Source organism: Thalassotalea litorea, assembly GCF_043642205.1.
Taxonomy (GTDB): domain Bacteria; phylum Pseudomonadota; class Gammaproteobacteria; order Enterobacterales; family Alteromonadaceae; genus Thalassotalea_A; species Thalassotalea_A litorea.
Map to the genome: position 1 here is coordinate 15907 of NZ_JBHZSG010000032.1, position 13431 is coordinate 29337.

26 protein-coding genes are annotated in these 13431 nt (G+C 43.8%); all 26 read left to right on the top strand.

The genetic code is table 11. The features are described from left to right. The first annotated feature begins 5 nt into the window (after nucleotides 1-5). The 26 genes from rplD to rplQ all read left to right on the top strand — a co-directional run bounded on the left by rplD (nucleotide 6) and on the right by rplQ (nucleotide 13101). Nucleotides 6-611 carry a 50S ribosomal protein L4 gene (gene rplD / locus ACHUFQ_RS12765; RefSeq protein WP_136736725.1) on the top strand — a complete coding sequence of 202 codons (606 nt, stop codon included), beginning with the start codon at nucleotides 6-8 and terminating at the stop codon, nucleotides 609-611. Continuing rightward, entirely contained in the window at nucleotides 608-910 is a 303-nt protein-coding gene (rplW, locus tag ACHUFQ_RS12770; protein ID WP_394176093.1) for a 50S ribosomal protein L23, read from the top strand. Before rplD ends, rplW begins: the two co-directional genes overlap by 4 nt. A 17-nt stretch (nucleotides 911-927) precedes the next feature. Continuing rightward, a complete protein-coding gene (gene rplB / locus ACHUFQ_RS12775) occupies nucleotides 928-1752 on the top strand; it encodes a 50S ribosomal protein L2 (protein WP_394176094.1) in 825 nt (274 codons plus the stop codon). Between the two features lie 18 nt (nucleotides 1753-1770). After that, on the top strand, nucleotides 1771-2049 hold the full coding sequence (gene rpsS / locus ACHUFQ_RS12780; RefSeq protein WP_135438210.1) for a 30S ribosomal protein S19: 279 nt from the start codon (nucleotides 1771-1773) through the stop codon (nucleotides 2047-2049). Nucleotides 2050-2060: 11 nt separating this feature from the next. After that, entirely contained in the window at nucleotides 2061-2393 is a 333-nt protein-coding gene (gene rplV, locus ACHUFQ_RS12785; RefSeq protein WP_394176095.1) for a 50S ribosomal protein L22, read from the top strand. A gap of 12 nt (nucleotides 2394-2405) precedes the next feature. Further along, on the top strand, nucleotides 2406-3101 hold the full coding sequence (rpsC, locus tag ACHUFQ_RS12790; RefSeq protein WP_394176096.1) for a 30S ribosomal protein S3: 696 nt from the start codon (nucleotides 2406-2408) through the stop codon (nucleotides 3099-3101). Nucleotides 3102-3112: 11 nt separating this feature from the next. Then, nucleotides 3113-3526, top strand: coding sequence for a 50S ribosomal protein L16 (rplP, locus tag ACHUFQ_RS12795; protein ID WP_394176097.1), 414 nt, complete (start codon nucleotides 3113-3115; stop codon nucleotides 3524-3526). Beyond that, complete coding sequence (rpmC, locus tag ACHUFQ_RS12800; RefSeq protein WP_136736735.1) at nucleotides 3526-3717, top strand: 50S ribosomal protein L29; 192 nt, start codon at nucleotides 3526-3528, stop codon at nucleotides 3715-3717. Before rplP ends, rpmC begins: the two co-directional genes overlap by 1 nt. Continuing rightward, nucleotides 3717-3965 carry a 30S ribosomal protein S17 gene (gene rpsQ / locus ACHUFQ_RS12805; RefSeq protein WP_394176098.1) on the top strand — a complete coding sequence of 83 codons (249 nt, stop codon included), beginning with the start codon at nucleotides 3717-3719 and terminating at the stop codon, nucleotides 3963-3965. The genes rpmC and rpsQ overlap by 1 nt, the downstream gene beginning before the upstream one ends. Nucleotides 3966-4631: 666 nt before the next feature. Then, on the top strand, nucleotides 4632-5000 hold the full coding sequence (gene rplN, locus ACHUFQ_RS12810) for a 50S ribosomal protein L14 (protein WP_136736739.1): 369 nt from the start codon (nucleotides 4632-4634) through the stop codon (nucleotides 4998-5000). 11 nt (nucleotides 5001-5011) lie between these two features. Continuing rightward, nucleotides 5012-5326, top strand: coding sequence for a 50S ribosomal protein L24 (gene rplX, locus ACHUFQ_RS12815; protein ID WP_394176099.1), 315 nt, complete (start codon nucleotides 5012-5014; stop codon nucleotides 5324-5326). 13 nt (nucleotides 5327-5339) lie between these two features. Next, on the top strand, nucleotides 5340-5879 hold the full coding sequence (gene rplE, locus ACHUFQ_RS12820; RefSeq protein ID WP_138321605.1) for a 50S ribosomal protein L5: 540 nt from the start codon (nucleotides 5340-5342) through the stop codon (nucleotides 5877-5879). A gap of 10 nt (nucleotides 5880-5889) precedes the next feature. Continuing rightward, nucleotides 5890-6195 carry a 30S ribosomal protein S14 gene (gene rpsN / locus ACHUFQ_RS12825; protein ID WP_144035044.1) on the top strand — a complete coding sequence of 102 codons (306 nt, stop codon included), beginning with the start codon at nucleotides 5890-5892 and terminating at the stop codon, nucleotides 6193-6195. Between the two features lie 11 nt (nucleotides 6196-6206). After that, a complete protein-coding gene (gene rpsH / locus ACHUFQ_RS12830) occupies nucleotides 6207-6599 on the top strand; it encodes a 30S ribosomal protein S8 (protein ID WP_394176120.1) in 393 nt (130 codons plus the stop codon). 11 nt (nucleotides 6600-6610) lie between these two features. Next, nucleotides 6611-7144, top strand: a complete 534-nt coding sequence (rplF, locus tag ACHUFQ_RS12835) for a 50S ribosomal protein L6 (RefSeq protein WP_394176100.1) — start codon at nucleotides 6611-6613, stop codon at nucleotides 7142-7144. A gap of 9 nt (nucleotides 7145-7153) precedes the next feature. Continuing rightward, nucleotides 7154-7507: a 50S ribosomal protein L18 gene (gene rplR, locus ACHUFQ_RS12840; protein WP_394176101.1), complete on the top strand. Its 354-nt coding sequence runs from the start codon at nucleotides 7154-7156 to the stop codon at nucleotides 7505-7507. Between the two features lie 9 nt (nucleotides 7508-7516). Further along, nucleotides 7517-8020, top strand: coding sequence for a 30S ribosomal protein S5 (gene rpsE / locus ACHUFQ_RS12845; RefSeq protein ID WP_138321595.1), 504 nt, complete (start codon nucleotides 7517-7519; stop codon nucleotides 8018-8020). 6 nt (nucleotides 8021-8026) lie between these two features. Then, entirely contained in the window at nucleotides 8027-8206 is a 180-nt protein-coding gene (rpmD, locus tag ACHUFQ_RS12850) for a 50S ribosomal protein L30 (RefSeq protein ID WP_138321593.1), read from the top strand. A 3-nt stretch (nucleotides 8207-8209) separates the two neighbouring features. Beyond that, nucleotides 8210-8644 (top strand): 50S ribosomal protein L15, encoded by a 435-nt coding sequence (gene rplO, locus ACHUFQ_RS12855; RefSeq protein ID WP_138321591.1) that lies wholly within the window; start codon nucleotides 8210-8212, stop codon nucleotides 8642-8644. 7 nt (nucleotides 8645-8651) lie between these two features. Next, the gene (secY, locus tag ACHUFQ_RS12860) at nucleotides 8652-9977 is read left to right on the top strand and encodes a preprotein translocase subunit SecY (RefSeq protein ID WP_394176102.1); all 1326 of its coding nucleotides are present in this window, start codon (nucleotides 8652-8654) and stop codon (nucleotides 9975-9977) included. Between the two features lie 15 nt (nucleotides 9978-9992). Then, nucleotides 9993-10106 carry a 50S ribosomal protein L36 gene (rpmJ, locus tag ACHUFQ_RS12865; RefSeq protein WP_009839384.1) on the top strand — a complete coding sequence of 38 codons (114 nt, stop codon included), beginning with the start codon at nucleotides 9993-9995 and terminating at the stop codon, nucleotides 10104-10106. Between the two features lie 122 nt (nucleotides 10107-10228). After that, nucleotides 10229-10585, top strand: a complete 357-nt coding sequence (gene rpsM / locus ACHUFQ_RS12870) for a 30S ribosomal protein S13 (RefSeq protein WP_394176103.1) — start codon at nucleotides 10229-10231, stop codon at nucleotides 10583-10585. 14 nt (nucleotides 10586-10599) lie between these two features. Continuing rightward, on the top strand, nucleotides 10600-10989 hold the full coding sequence (gene rpsK, locus ACHUFQ_RS12875; RefSeq protein WP_136736752.1) for a 30S ribosomal protein S11: 390 nt from the start codon (nucleotides 10600-10602) through the stop codon (nucleotides 10987-10989). Nucleotides 10990-11016: 27 nt separating this feature from the next. Then, nucleotides 11017-11637 (top strand): 30S ribosomal protein S4, encoded by a 621-nt coding sequence (rpsD, locus tag ACHUFQ_RS12880; protein WP_394176104.1) that lies wholly within the window; start codon nucleotides 11017-11019, stop codon nucleotides 11635-11637. 25 nt (nucleotides 11638-11662) lie between these two features. Beyond that, nucleotides 11663-12652 carry a DNA-directed RNA polymerase subunit alpha gene (locus ACHUFQ_RS12885; protein WP_394176105.1) on the top strand — a complete coding sequence of 330 codons (990 nt, stop codon included), beginning with the start codon at nucleotides 11663-11665 and terminating at the stop codon, nucleotides 12650-12652. A 41-nt stretch (nucleotides 12653-12693) separates the two neighbouring features. Next, complete coding sequence (gene rplQ / locus ACHUFQ_RS12890) at nucleotides 12694-13101, top strand: 50S ribosomal protein L17 (protein WP_138321584.1); 408 nt, start codon at nucleotides 12694-12696, stop codon at nucleotides 13099-13101. The last annotated feature ends 330 nt before the right edge of the window (nucleotides 13102-13431 follow it).

Genomic DNA, 13431 nt, shown 5'->3' on the forward strand with positions numbered 1-13431 from the left:
TTGTGATGGAATTAGCATTAAAAGACGCATCAGGCGCTCTTGAAGTTTCCGAAGCAACCTTTGGACGTGAGTTTAATGAAGCTCTAGTACATCAGGTAGTTGTTGCATATGCAGCAGGTGCTCGTCAAGGTACTCGTGCTCAAAAGACTCGTTCAGAAGTTAGCGGCGGTGGCAAGAAGCCATGGCGTCAAAAAGGTACTGGCCGTGCACGTGCTGGTACTACTCGTGGTCCAATCTGGCGTACAGGTGGCGTAACATTCGCTGCTAAACCTCAGGATCACAGCCAAAAAGTAAACCGTAAAATGTATCGTGGTGCGATCAAAAGCATCCTTTCTGAACTAGTACGTCAAGAGCGTCTAGTTGTAGTAAATAACTTTGCGGTAGAAACACCTAAAACTAAAGAATTGGTAGCTAAGCTAAAAGAACTGGAGTTAAAAGACGTATTGATCGTAACTTCAGAAGTTGATGAGAACTTGTTCTTATCTGCTCGCAACTTGTACAAAGTTGACGTTCGTGACGTAGCTGGTATCGATCCTGTTAGCCTGGTTGGTTTCGAGAAAGTATTGGTAACTGCTGATGCAGTTAAGCAAATTGAGGAGATGTTAGCATGATCAACGAAGAACGTTTGTTGAAGGTGTTAATGGCACCAAACATTTCTGAAAAAGCAACCATGTCTGCTGAAGCAAACAACACTGTTGTTTTCAAAGTAGCTACGGATGCCAATAAAGCTGAAATCAAAGCGGCTGTTGAGAAACTTTTCGAAGTTGAAGTGACAGGTGTTCGCACTCTAAATGTTAAGGGTAAGGCTAAGCGCACTGGTGCGCGTATGGGCCGTCGTAGCGATTGGAAAAAAGCTTACGTGACTCTTAAAGAAGGTAGCGACATCGACTTCGTCGGCGGCGCAGAGTAATAGGAGAGGTTACTAAAATGGCTATTGTTAAATGTAAGCCTACTTCTCCGGGTCGTCGCCACGTCGTAAAAGTGGTAAACCCGGATCTGTACAAAGGCAAGCCTTACGCTCCATTGTTAGAGAAAAACTCTAAGTCTGGTGGTCGTAATAATACTGGTCGTATTACCGTTCGTCACGTTGGTGGTGGTCACAAGCATCACTATCGTCTTGTCGACTTTAAACGTAATAAAGACGGTATCCCAGCGAAAGTAGAGCGTTTGGAATATGATCCAAACCGTAGTGCAAACATTGCACTTGTACTTTATGCAGACGGTGAGCGTAAATACATCCTGGCTCCAAAAGGCCTGAAAGCTGGCGATTCTGTCCAGTCTGGTGTTGATGCACCAATTGCTACTGGTAACACATTGCCACTTCGCAATGTACCACTAGGTAGCGTTATCCATGCGATCGAGCTTAAGCCTGGTAAAGGCGCTCAAATCGCACGTGCTGCTGGTACCTATGCACAATTAGTTGCTAAAGACGGCGCTTATGTAACTCTACGTCTTCGCTCTGGCGAAATGCGTAAAGTTGAAGCGGAATGTCGCGCGACTCTTGGTGAAATTGGTAACGCTGAACACATGCTTCGCTCTTTAGGTAAAGCAGGTGCTTCACGCTGGCGCGGTGTTCGCCCAACCGTTCGTGGTGTTGCTATGAACCCGGTTGATCACCCGCACGGTGGTGGTGAAGGTAAAACTTCAGGTGGCCGTCACCCAGTATCGCCATGGGGTGTACCTACTAAAGGTTACAAAACCCGTAAAAACAAGCGCACTGACAAGTTTATTGTCCGTCGTCGTACTAAGTAATTATAAAGAGGAATTACCATGCCACGTTCTCTCAAGAAAGGTCCATTTATCGACCTACACTTGTTGACGAAGGTAGAGAAAGCTTTGGAAAGCGGGAATAAAAAACCAATTAAGACTTGGTCCCGTCGTTCAATGATCATTCCAAACATGATCGGATTGACCATCGCTGTCCATAATGGCCGTCAACACGTTCCTGTGTTTGTTACCGATGAAATGATTGGTCACAAACTGGGTGAATTTGCACCAACTCGTACTTATCGCGGTCATGCTGCCGATAAGAAAGCGAAGAAAAGATAAGGGGAAATTCGATGGAAGCTATTGCTAAACATAAATTTGCCCGTGGTTCAGCTCAGAAAGCTCGATTGGTCGTTGACCAAATCCGCGGTTTGCAAGTTGAGAAAGCACTTGAAATCTTAACTTACAGCAACAAATCAGCTGCTGTTTTGGTTAAGAAAGTTCTTGACTCAGCCATTGCTAATGCTGAACACAACGAAGGTGCAGACATTGATGAATTATTCGTTAAAACCATTATGGTTGACGATGGTCCTACAATGAAACGTATTAAGCCTCGTGCGAAAGGTCGCGCGGATCGTATCCTGAAGCGTACTAGCCACATTACTGTGGTTGTATCTGATAACTAGGAGAGTATTAGTATGGGTCAAAAAGTACATCCTACCGGTATTCGATTAGGTATCACGAAACCTTTTGCGTCTACTTGGTTTGCAAGCAGCAAAGAATACGCCAGCAATTTGAAAGGTGACCACGAAGTTCGTGCTTATCTTACTAAAGAATTGAAGCGTGCTTCTTTATCAAAAATCGTCATTGAGCGTCCAGCTAAGTCGATTCGCGTAACTATCCATACAGCCCGTCCAGGTGTTGTAATTGGTAAGAAAGGCGAAGATGTTGAGAAATTACGTAAGAAAGTTTCTCTAATTGCCGGCGTTCCAGCTCAGATCAACATTGCTGAAGTTCGCAAGCCTGAAACTGATGCAGCGCTAGTTGCTGAAAGTATCACTAGCCAACTAGAACGTCGTGTTATGTTCCGTCGTGCGATGAAGCGCGCCGTGCAAAACGCAATGCGTCTAGGTGCTAAAGGTATCAAGGTTGAAGTAAGCGGTCGTTTAGGCGGTGCAGAAATTGCTCGTTCTGAATGGTATCGTGAAGGTCGTGTACCGCTTCACACATTACGTGCTGATATCGATTACGCAACGGCTGAAGCTAATACCACTTACGGTATTATCGGTGTTAAAGTCTGGATCTTTAAAGGTGAAGTTATTGGTGGTATGCCTGCACAGGTAGAAGCACCAGCTAAGCCTAAAAGAAAAGGCAAAGGCAAAGGCAGTAAGTAGGGGAATCAGTAATGTTACAACCAAAACGTACTAAATTCCGTAAGCAATTTAAGCTGCGTAACCGTGGTCTTGCAGACACTGGTAACTCAGTTAGCTTCGGTACTTATGGTTTGAAATCGGTTGCGCGTGGTCGTATGACTGCTCGTCAAATCGAAGCGGCTCGTCGTGCTATGACGCGTCACGTCAAACGTCAAGGTAAAATTTGGATTCGAGTTTTCCCTGACAAGCCTATTACCAAGAAACCTCTTGAGGTTCGTATGGGTAAAGGTAAAGGTAGTGTTGAATATTGGGTATGCCAAATTCAGCCAGGTCGTGTTCTTTATGAAATGGAAGGTGTTTCAGAAGAGTTAGCGCGCGAAGCTTTTGCTCTTGCGGCGGCTAAACTTCCGTTCAAAACAACTTTCGTAACTCGGACGGTAATGTAATGAAAGCTAGCGAACTTAAAGATAAAAGCATTGAAGAGCTTAATGCTGAATTACTAAGCTTATTGCGCGAACAGTTTAACTATCGCATGCAAGCAAGCACAGGTCAGCTAGCTCAAACACATTTGCTACGTAACGTACGTCGCGATATCGCACGTGTTAAGACTATCATTTCACAGAAGGCAGCATCATAATGAGCGAAAATATTCGTACTCTACAAGGCCGCGTCATCAGTGACAAAATGGATAAGTCTATCACTGTCCTGATTGAGCGTCGTGTTAAGCACCCTATCTACGGAAAATTCATGATCCGTTCAACTAAGTTGAAAGCGCATGATGAAGAAAACGTATGTAACGAAGGTGATTTAGTAACTATTCGCGAATGTGCACCAATCTCTAAGAGCAAATCTTGGACTTTGGTTGACGTTGTGACTAAAGCTTAATTTAAGCTTTAATTGTTACCTTTAAAAAACCCTGCTCCGGCAGGGTTTTTTTATTACAGGGATGTAAGTATGCCCGGTTAGCAGGAGCGGTTAGGGCATATATATGGATGTAATGATAGGGTTTAGAGTGGATATTCGGATCTTTTATCTTCCAGGGCTTAATCAGTAAGTGCACTGCGACCTAACCTATTCATTAAATCCCTTTTTCTAACGCCTATTCTCAATTCGGCGATTGCATCTATTTATTCTTTCTGTAAGTAACCGTTTTGTAACATTGGCTGCTTGTTTTTCATACAAACAGTACAATATAAGGGTTAATAAATAGTGATTTTATTAGCACTCGATAATTTACTATTTTTTAGACGTTTATTGGATACCATTTAAACATAGCTAAATGTCCTGAACGCTCAGGTTTTGGTAACGAATTGTTATCAAATATTCAGTAATATTTTGTTGTTTTTCTTATAGTTAGCAATACTGTATGAAGCTTGTTGCAAGGTCTTTATTGTGAACCTTGTTTTTTTGCTTAAATAAAGTACCACTTTTAGTTATCTAGTGTTATAATCTCGCGCCCGTTGATTCCCGGTTTCGGCTTGGAGCAGCGGTATAAGGCAGTGAAGGGTTATTTTGATAACCTTGAATTTTAACAACAGCGGAGCACATAAAATGATCCAAATGCAATCACAGCTAGACGTTGCTGATAACAGCGGCGCTCGACGCGTGCAATGTATAAAGGTTCTAGGTGGCTCGCACCGTCGCTATGCTGGCATTGGTGACATCATCAAAGTTTCTGTTAAAGAAGCAATTCCTCGCGGTAAAGTGAAGAAAGGTGATGTACTAAATGCTGTAGTGGTGCGCACTAGAAAGGGCGTTCGTCGTCAGGATGGCTCAGCCATTCGTTTTGATGGCAACGCAGCTGTAATGCTTAATGCAAATTTACAGCCAATTGGTACCCGTATTTTCGGGCCAGTGACACGTGAATTACGAACTGAGAAGTTCATGAAGATCGTATCATTAGCTCCAGAAGTACTTTAAGGAGTCTGATAATGGCCTCTAAAATTCGTCAGAATGACGAAGTAGTAATCCTAGCTGGTAAAGATAAGGGCAAAAGTGGCAAAGTCACTAAAGTTCTTTCAGCTGAAGGAAAAGTTTTCGTTGAAGGCATCAACTTAGTTAAGAAACACCAAAAACCTGTACCTCAGTTACAGCAAGCTGGTGGCATCATTGACCAAGAAGCTGCTATCGACGTATCTAACGTCGCGATCAAAAACCCTGCCTCTGGCAAGGCAGATCGTGTAGGTTTTAGAATTGAAGATGGCAAGAAAGTCCGCTTCTTCAAGTCTAATAACGAATTAGTTTAATTTGGAGTAAACGATGGCGAAACTGCATGATTTATACAAAGATACAGTTGTTGCTGAACTGACCAAAGAGTTCGGATACAAAAGTGTCATGCAAGTCCCTCGGATTGAAAAGATCACCCTGAACATGGGTGTTGGTGAAGCGATTTCTGATAAGAAAGTATTAGATAACGCAACCAATGATCTTGCTGCAATCTCAGGTCAGAAGCCTATGGTGACTAAAGCCCGCAAATCTGTTGCTGGTTTTAAAATCCGTGAAGGCTACCCTATTGGTGCAAAAGTAACTCTACGCGGTGAACGCATGTGGGACTTCTTTGAGCGTTTAATTTCAATCTCAGTTCCTCGTATCCGTGACTTCCGTGGCTTGAACCCTAAATCGTTCGATGGCCGTGGTAACTACAGCATGGGCGTGCGTGAGCAAATCATATTTCCTGAAATCGACTACGATAAAGTCGATAAGATTCGTGGTATGGATATTACTATCACTACTACTGCGAAATCTGATGCGGAAGGTCGTGCTTTGCTGACTGCCTTTAACTTCCCGTTTAAGAAATAAGGTGTAGAGTATGGCTAAATCATCTATGAAAGCACGTGAAGCAAAACGTGCGAAATTAGTCGCAAAATACGCTGAAAAGCGTCGCGAACTAAAAGAGATCATCTCTAGCGTGAACTCTTCGGAAGAAGAGCGTTGGGATGCAGTACTAAAACTACAATCTTTACCTCGTGATTCGAGCAGCAGCCGTCAACGTAATCGTTGTAACGTTACTGGTCGTCCACACGGTTATTTACGTAAGTTCGGCTTAAGCCGTATCAAGCTTCGTGAAGCAACCATGCGTGGTGAAGTTCCTGGTCTTAAGAAAGCAAGTTGGTAAGGGAGTAAGCGATTATGATGACTGATCCTATCGCGGATATGTTTACACGCATCCGTAACGGTCAATCTGCACATAAAGTTGCAGTAACTATGCCGTCTTCCAAGCTAAAAGTAGCAATTGCTAACTTGCTTAAAGAAGAAGGCTATATTAACGGTTTTGAAGTATCTACTGAAGCTAAGCCTCAGTTAGAAGTCACTTTGAAATATTTCGAAGGTAAAGAAGTAATTGAAACAATTAAGCGTGTTTCTCGTCCAGGTCTGCGTGTATACAAAGGTCGTGATGAGCTTCCGCAAGTACTAGCTGGTCTAGGTGTTGCTATTGTTTCTACTTCTAAAGGTTTGATGACTGACCGCGCCGCTCGCAATGCGGGTCTTGGTGGCGAAATCATCGGTATCGTAGCGTAAGGAGCAGAAATATGTCTCGTGTTGCAAAAGCACCTGTGAATGTACCTGCTGGCGTTACTGTTACGTTATCTGGTCAAACCATCACAGTTAAAGGTCCTGTTGGCGAATTATCTCGTACTATCAATAGTGACGTTGCGGTTTCTCAAGAAGAAAACCAAATCGTTACTACGGTAGCTAACGACGGTAAAGGCGCTTGGGCACAAGCTGGTACTGCTCGTGCACTAATCAACAATATGGTTGTTGGTGTAAGTACTGGTTTCGAAAAACGTTTAATTTTAAACGGTGTTGGTTACCGTGCGAAAGCTGCTGGTAAGAACTTAAACCTAGCTTTAGGTTTTTCTCACCCGGTTGACCACGCGATTCCTGCTGGAATCACCGTTGAAACTCCTAGCCAAACTGAAGTTGTACTGAAAGGTGCAGACAAGCAGTTGGTAGGTCAGGTGGCTGCCAATATTCGCGCTTACCGTAAGCCAGAGCCATACAAAGGCAAAGGTATTCGTTATAGCGATGAAGTGGTACGTCGTAAAGAAGCTAAGAAGAAGTAGGGTAATACGATGGATAAGAAAACATCTCGTTTACGCCGTGCAAAACGTACACGTGCAAAAATCAGCGAGCTGGGTGCGAATCGTTTAGTCGTACACCGTACTCCTCGCCACATTTACGCGCAACTTATTGCTGCGAACGGTTCTGAAGTTATTGCTGCGGCATCGACTTTAGATAAAGCAGTTCGTGAAGAAGTGAACGCTACTGGTAACAAAGACGCAGCAGCAGCCGTTGGTAAAGCCATCGCTGAGCGTGCGGCAGCCAAAGGCATCACTGACGTTGCATTCGATCGTTCAGGTTTCTTGTACCACGGTCGCGTGAAAGCGTTAGCAGAAGCAGCTCGCGAAGCTGGCCTTAAATTCTAGGAGTAGATAATGGCTAATGTAGAAAACACACAACAAAGTGAATTCGCTGAAAAGCTAATCGCTGTTAACCGCGTATCTAAAGTGGTTAAAGGTGGTCGTATCTTCAGCTTCACTGCACTAACAGTAGTTGGTGACGGCAACGGTCGTGTTGGTTTTGGTTATGGTAAGGCTCGTGAAGTTCCTGCCGCTATCCAAAAAGCAATGGAAAAGGCTCGCCGTAATATCGTAAACATCGACCTTAAAGGCACCACTTTACAGCACGCTGTAAAAGGTAAGCACTCTGGTTCACAAGTTTACATGCAACCTGCTTCTGAAGGTACAGGTATCATCGCCGGTGGTGCGATGCGTGCAGTACTTGAAGTAGCTGGCGTTCAGAACGTATTGTCAAAAGCATACGGTTCTACTAACCCGATTAACGTTGTTCGCGCCACCATCGGTGCTCTGGCTAATATGAAATCGCCAGAAACCGTTGCTGCTAAGCGTGGCTTAAACGTTACTGACATTCTGGGGTAATAGACAATGGCTAAGACTGTTAAAGTAACTCAAATCAAAAGTTCTATCGGTCGTTTACCGACTCATAGAGCTACATTAAAAGGCCTGGGTTTACGTCGTATCCGTCATACGGTAGAGTTAGAAGATACTCCATCGGTTCGTGGTATGATTAACAAGGTTGCATACATGGTTAAGGTGGAGGGCTAAACAATGCATTTAAACACATTATCTCCTGCACCTGGCGCAAAATCAGCCAAGAAGCGTGTTGGACGTGGTATTGGTTCTGGTCTAGGCAAAACAGGTGGTCGCGGTCATAAAGGCCAAAAATCACGTTCAGGCGGTGGTATTCGTCCTGGTTTTGAAGGCGGTCAGATGCCACTTAAGCAACGTTTACCTAAGTTTGGTTTCACGTCGCGTAAATCTTTAGTTCGCGCTGAAGTACGTTTACACGAATTAAACCAAATCAACGGTGATGTTGTTGATATTCACGCGCTTAAAGACGCAGGCATTATCACTCGTAACATTGAATCTGCAAAGATCATGTTATCTGGTGAAATTAACCGTAAGATTACGGTTCGTGGCCTGGCAGTAACAAAGGGTGCTCGTGCAGCGATTGAAGCTGCCGGTGGTACAATAGAGGAATAGTACACTTATGGCTACACCAGGAATGGAAAGTAAAGCTCAAGGCGGTTTGTCTGAGCTGAAACAAAGATTATTGTTTGTACTCGGAGCGATTATCGTTTTCCGTTTAGGATCATTTGTACCAATCCCTGGTATTGACGCCGCTGTACTTGCTCAGTTGTTTGAACAACAAAAGGGCACCATCGCAGAAATGTTTAACATGTTCTCTGGTGGTGCACTTGAGCGGGCCTCTGTGCTGGCACTTGGTATTATGCCGTACATTTCAGCTTCGATTATCATGCAAATCAGCACACATATTGTGCCGAGTATGCAAGAGTTAAAGAAAGAAGGTGAAGCCGGACGTCGTAAAATCAGCCAGTACACCCGTTACGGCACTTTGCTACTAGCAACGGTTCAGTCATTTGCAATTGCAAATGGTCTTCCGGGTATGATGCCTGGCCTGGTAATAAACCCAGGTCCTGGATTTATCTTTACTGCAATGGTTTCTTTGGTTACCGGCACCATGTTTTTGATGTGGTTAGGTGAGCAAATTACAGAACGTGGTATTGGTAATGGTATCTCTATCCTGATTTTTGCTGGTATCGTTGCTGGCTTGCCATCTGCCGTTGGTCAAACAGCGGAAATGGCGCGTCAAGGTGATTTGCACCTGTTAGCATTATTGATTATCGGAGCAGTTGTCTTCCTGGTAACTTTCTTCGTGGTATTTGTGGAACGCGGCCAACGCCGTATCGTTGTAAACTACGCCAAGCAACAAAAAGGTCGCAAGGTGTTTGCAGCGCAAAGTACGCATTTACCATTGAAAGTTAACATGGCGGGTGTAATTCCTCCTATTTTCGCCTCTAGTATCATTCTATTTCCTGGTACAATTGCCAGTTGGTTTGGTCAAGGTGAAGGTGGTATGGCCGACGTTTTGCAGGAAGTTTCTCTTGCTATGTCGCCTGGTCAACCGCTATATGTAATGCTTTATGCAGCAGCAATAATCTTTTTCTGCTTTTTCTACACGGCATTGGTTTTCAATCCGCGTGAAACAGCAGATAACTTGAAGAAGTCTGGTGCGTTTATCCCGGGTATTCGTCCTGGTGAGCAAACCTCCAGATATATTGATAAAGTAATGACTCGCCTGACTCTGGCAGGTGCTTTATACATTACTATTATTTGTTTGGTTCCTGAGTTTATGATGATGTTTTGGAACGTTCAGTTCTATTTCGGCGGTACTTCATTATTGATTATCGTTGTCGTTATCATGGATTTCATGGCACAAGTACAGACTCATTTGATGTCACATCAATATGACAATGTGCTGAAAAAAGCAAACCTAAAAGGCTATGGCCGATAGGTAACGGAGTATAAGATGAAAGTTCGTGCATCCGTGAAGAAGATTTGTCGTAACTGTAAAGTTGTTAAGCGTGCTGGTGTAGTACGTGTAATTTGCAGTGAGCCAAAGCACAAGCAAAGGCAGGGCTAATCTTGGAAAGTGTCATTAATTGTTAATTAATGACACTTTGATTTGCAAAAATATTGCTGGTTGAGTATCCTAACGGGCTTTTCAACCGGTTTTCTTTTAACCTTAATATAGGAGATGTGTTAGTGGCCCGTATCGCTGGCATTAACATCCCTGATCGTAAGCATGCAGTAATTGCTATTACTGCGATTTACGGTATCGGTGCAACTCGTGCAAAAGAAATTTGCGCGAACGCTGGTATCGCAGAATCTACCAAGATCAGTGAATTAGACGAAGCTCAAATTGATTTGCTTCGTACCGAAGTGGCGAAATTTACCGTAGAAGGTGATTTACGTCGTGAAGTTTCAATGAACATCAAGCGTCTGATGGACCTTGGCTGTTATCGTGGTTTACGCCATCGTCGCAGTCTACCTCTACGTGGTCAACGCACTAAGACTAATGCGCGCACCCGTAAAGGTCCTCGTAAGCCGATTAAAAAGTAACGAGGTAATTAGACATGGCTAAAACACCAACTCGCGCTCGTAAGCGCGTTAAAAAGCAAGTTGCTGATGGCATGGCTCATATCCATGCATCTTTCAACAACACAATCGTAACTCTGACGGATCGTCAAGGTAATGCATTGTCTTGGGCGACTGCAGGTGGTTCAGGTTTCCGTGGTTCACGTAAATCTACTCCATTTGCGGCTCAAGTAGCTGCTGACCGTGCAGGTAAAGCTGCACAAGAGTTTGGTTTGAAGAATATTGAAGTGTTCGTTAAAGGCCCGGGACCTGGACGTGAGTCTGCAATCCGTGCTTTAAATGCTGCTGGTTTTAAAATCACCAACATTACTGACGTGACTCCTATTCCTCATAATGGTTGTCGTCCTCCTAAAAAGCGTCGCGTATAACGTTTTTAGGATAGTTGGAGAAAGAACATGGCAAGATATTTAGGTCCTAAGCTAAAACTTAGCCGCCGCGAAGGAACAGATTTGTTCCTAAAAAGTGGTGTTAGGGCAATTGATACGAAATGTAAAATCGAAACTATTCCAGGTCAGCACGGTGCCCGTCGCGGTCGTCTTTCTGACTATGGTGTACAGCTTCGTGAGAAGCAGAAAGTTCGTCGTATTTACGGTGTGTTGGAAAAGCAGTTCCGTAATTACTACAAAGAAGCTGCTCGTCTAAAAGGCAATACAGGTGAGAACTTGTTACAACTTTTAGAGAAGCGTTTGGACAACGTTGTCTACCGTATGGGTTATGCATCTACACGTGCAGAAGCTCGTCAGCTAGTTAGCCACAAGGCTATCGTTGTAAACGGTAAAGTTGTTAATATTCCATCTTTCGCTGTTAAACCAGAAGATGTTGTTTCTATTCGTGAGAAAGCAAAAACTCAAGCACGTATCGTCGCTGCTTTAGAATTGGCCGATCAACGTGAGAAACCAGTCTGGGTTGAAGTTGATAATAAGAAAATGGAAGGTGTATTTAAACGTATACCTGATCGTTCTGACCTATCAGCAGAGATTAATGAACAGTTGATTGTCGAGCTTTACTCGAAATAAAGCTGAACTTTAAGAGAGGACAATAATGCAGGGTTCTGTAACCGAATTCCTTAAGCCGAAACTAGTGGGCATTGAGAACGTTAGTACCACTCGCGCTAAGGTAACATTAGAGCCACTTGAACGTGGTTTTGGTCACACTTTAGGTAATGCGTTACGCCGCATCTTACTTTCGTCTATGCCAGGATGTGCAGTGACGGAAGTTGAAATAGATGGCGTATTGCACGAATACAGCAGTAAAGAAGGTGTTCAAGAGGACATCATCGAGATCTTGTTGAACCTTAAAGGCCTGGCCGTTGGTTTAGAAGGCAAAACTGAGGCAGTTTTAACTTTATCTAAGTCAGGTCAGGGCCCTGTACTGGCCGCTGATATTCAGCATGATGGCGATGTAACTATCGCTAATCCTGAACACGTTATCTGTCATCTGACAGGTGACGGCGAAATCAGCATGCGCATTAAAGTAGAAATGGGTCGTGGTTATGTACCTGCTTCTACTCGTCGCAATGCCGAAGAAGAAGATCGCGCAATTGGCCGTTTGCTAGTTGACGCGTCATTCAGTCCTGTTGAAAGAATTGCTTATGACGTTGACTCGGCTCGTGTTGAGCAGCGTACAGATTTAGATAAGCTAGTTATCGATATGGAAACTAATGGCACACTTGATCCAGAAGAAGCGATTCGTCGTGCTTCTACCATCTTAGCTGAACAGCTTGATGCGTTCGTTGATCTACGTGACGTTAGAGAAGAAGAAGTAAAAGAAGAGAAACCAGCTTTCGATCCGATTCTTCTTCGTCCAGTTGATGATTTAGAGCTAACTGTACGTTCAGCCAACTGTTTAAAAGCAGAAGCGATTCAGTACATTGGTGATTTAGTACAGCGTGCAGAAGTCGAACTTCTTAAAACACCTAACTTAGGTAAGAAGTCACTGACTGAAATCAAAGACGTGTTAGCGTCTCGTGGTTTATCTTTAGGTATGCGCCTAGAGAATTGGCCACCTGAAAGCATCGCTGATAACGACTAAATCGATCATCGTTTAATAGTTTAAGAGATAAGGATTAACTTATGCGCCATCGTAAAAGCGGTCGCCAGTTAAACCGTAATAGCAGTCATCGCCAGGCGATGTTCCGCAATATGGCTAGCTCTTTAGTAAAGCACGGCGTCATCAAGACTACTGTGCCTAAAGCTAAAGAATTGCGTCGCGTTATTGAGCCACTAATCACTTTGGCCAAGAACGACAGTGTAGCAAACCGCCGCTTGGCATTTGCTCGCACACGCGACCAGGAAGTAGTAGGTATTTTATTCAGCGAACTTGGTCCTCGTTACCAAGAGCGTCCAGGTGGTTATACTCGCATTCTTAAATGCGGTTACCGTACTGGTGATAAAGCGCCTATGGCTTATGTTGAACTTGTAGATCGTCCAGCAGTTGAAGAAGCTGTGGAAGAGACTCAAGAAGTTTCAGCTGAAGCTTAATCGAATTTATTCGAATCGAAAAACGGAGCCTTAGGGCTCCGTTTTTTTTTGCACATGGATGTGCTTAGTCGAGATATTACCATCCATGATATCCCGACATTCCATAAATCCCTTTATATCGTCGAGATATTACCATCCATGATATCTCGACATTCAATACGTCCATGTATCTTTCCTCCCGAACCAGGGATGGTAGCAAGGGAGGGTTTACATGGACGTAAGTATGCCCGGATAGCAGGATGCGAAAAGGGTATTTTGCACATGGATGTGCTTAGTCGAGATATTACCATCCATGATATCCCGACATTCCATAAATCCCTTTATATCGTC

Excerpts from the sequence above, each read along its gene's own strand:
- rplE (WP_138321605.1), top strand. The coding sequence starts at position 5,340 with ATGGCGAAACTGCATGATTTATACAAAGATACAGTTGTTGCTGAACTG.
- rpmJ (WP_009839384.1), top strand. The coding sequence starts at position 9,993 with ATGAAAGTTCGTGCATCCGTGAAGAAGATTTGTCGTAACTGTAAAGTT.
- rpsE (WP_138321595.1), top strand. The coding sequence starts at position 7,517 with ATGGCTAATGTAGAAAACACACAACAAAGTGAATTCGCTGAAAAGCTA.
- rplQ (WP_138321584.1), top strand. The coding sequence starts at position 12,694 with ATGCGCCATCGTAAAAGCGGTCGCCAGTTAAACCGTAATAGCAGTCAT.
- rpsS (WP_135438210.1), top strand. The coding sequence starts at position 1,771 with ATGCCACGTTCTCTCAAGAAAGGTCCATTTATCGACCTACACTTGTTG.
- rpsN (WP_144035044.1), top strand. The coding sequence starts at position 5,890 with ATGGCTAAATCATCTATGAAAGCACGTGAAGCAAAACGTGCGAAATTA.
- rpmC (WP_136736735.1), top strand. The coding sequence starts at position 3,526 with ATGAAAGCTAGCGAACTTAAAGATAAAAGCATTGAAGAGCTTAATGCT.
- rplV (WP_394176095.1), top strand. The coding sequence starts at position 2,061 with ATGGAAGCTATTGCTAAACATAAATTTGCCCGTGGTTCAGCTCAGAAA.
- rpsQ (WP_394176098.1), top strand. The coding sequence starts at position 3,717 with ATGAGCGAAAATATTCGTACTCTACAAGGCCGCGTCATCAGTGACAAA.
- rplR (WP_394176101.1), top strand. The coding sequence starts at position 7,154 with ATGGATAAGAAAACATCTCGTTTACGCCGTGCAAAACGTACACGTGCA.
- rplB (WP_394176094.1), top strand. The coding sequence starts at position 928 with ATGGCTATTGTTAAATGTAAGCCTACTTCTCCGGGTCGTCGCCACGTC.
- rplN (WP_136736739.1), top strand. The coding sequence starts at position 4,632 with ATGATCCAAATGCAATCACAGCTAGACGTTGCTGATAACAGCGGCGCT.
- rplW (WP_394176093.1), top strand. The coding sequence starts at position 608 with ATGATCAACGAAGAACGTTTGTTGAAGGTGTTAATGGCACCAAACATT.
- rplX (WP_394176099.1), top strand. The coding sequence starts at position 5,012 with ATGGCCTCTAAAATTCGTCAGAATGACGAAGTAGTAATCCTAGCTGGT.
- rplF (WP_394176100.1), top strand. The coding sequence starts at position 6,611 with ATGTCTCGTGTTGCAAAAGCACCTGTGAATGTACCTGCTGGCGTTACT.
- rplP (WP_394176097.1), top strand. The coding sequence starts at position 3,113 with ATGTTACAACCAAAACGTACTAAATTCCGTAAGCAATTTAAGCTGCGT.
- rplO (WP_138321591.1), top strand. The coding sequence starts at position 8,210 with ATGCATTTAAACACATTATCTCCTGCACCTGGCGCAAAATCAGCCAAG.
- ACHUFQ_RS12885 (WP_394176105.1), top strand. The coding sequence starts at position 11,663 with ATGCAGGGTTCTGTAACCGAATTCCTTAAGCCGAAACTAGTGGGCATT.
- rpsK (WP_136736752.1), top strand. The coding sequence starts at position 10,600 with ATGGCTAAAACACCAACTCGCGCTCGTAAGCGCGTTAAAAAGCAAGTT.
- rpsC (WP_394176096.1), top strand. The coding sequence starts at position 2,406 with ATGGGTCAAAAAGTACATCCTACCGGTATTCGATTAGGTATCACGAAA.
- secY (WP_394176102.1), top strand. The coding sequence starts at position 8,652 with ATGGCTACACCAGGAATGGAAAGTAAAGCTCAAGGCGGTTTGTCTGAG.
- rpmD (WP_138321593.1), top strand. The coding sequence starts at position 8,027 with ATGGCTAAGACTGTTAAAGTAACTCAAATCAAAAGTTCTATCGGTCGT.
- rpsD (WP_394176104.1), top strand. The coding sequence starts at position 11,017 with ATGGCAAGATATTTAGGTCCTAAGCTAAAACTTAGCCGCCGCGAAGGA.
- rplD (WP_136736725.1), top strand. The coding sequence starts at position 6 with ATGGAATTAGCATTAAAAGACGCATCAGGCGCTCTTGAAGTTTCCGAA.